1 protein-coding gene is annotated in these 389 nt (G+C 69.2%); it reads left to right on the plus strand.

The genetic code is table 11. The features are described from left to right. The coding region (locus tag D7V93_RS47230; RefSeq protein WP_120648760.1) for an FAD-dependent oxidoreductase at positions 1-389 on the plus strand (389 nt) is incomplete at both ends.

Consider the following 389-nt stretch of genomic DNA (forward strand, 5'->3'; position numbering starts at 1 on the left):
GTCAAGATCAAGGTGGGCGATAAGGTCAGCCAAGGCACGGTGATCGCCACGGCGGAAGCGGGCGCGGCGGCGGCTCCGGCGCCTGCGCAAGCACCGGCTCCGGCCGCAACGCCCGCTGCTGCGCCGGCCGCATCGGCCCCCGCACCGCAAGCGAGCAAGCATGCCGGCGGCGCTGATATCGAATGCGAGATGCTCGTCCTTGGCTCGGGCCCCGGCGGTTATTCGGCCGCCTTCCGCAGCGCGGATCTCGGCATGAGCACTGTGCTGGTGGAGCGCTTCTCCACGCTGGGCGGCGTTTGCCTGAACGTGGGCTGTATCCCGTCGAAGGCGCTGCTGCACACCGCGGCTGTCATGGAGGAAGTCAAGGCCATGGCCGCACACGGCATTGT

Origin of the sequence: Corallococcus llansteffanensis, from assembly GCF_003612055.1 — a bacterium.
GTDB lineage: Bacteria > Myxococcota > Myxococcia > Myxococcales > Myxococcaceae > Corallococcus > Corallococcus llansteffanensis.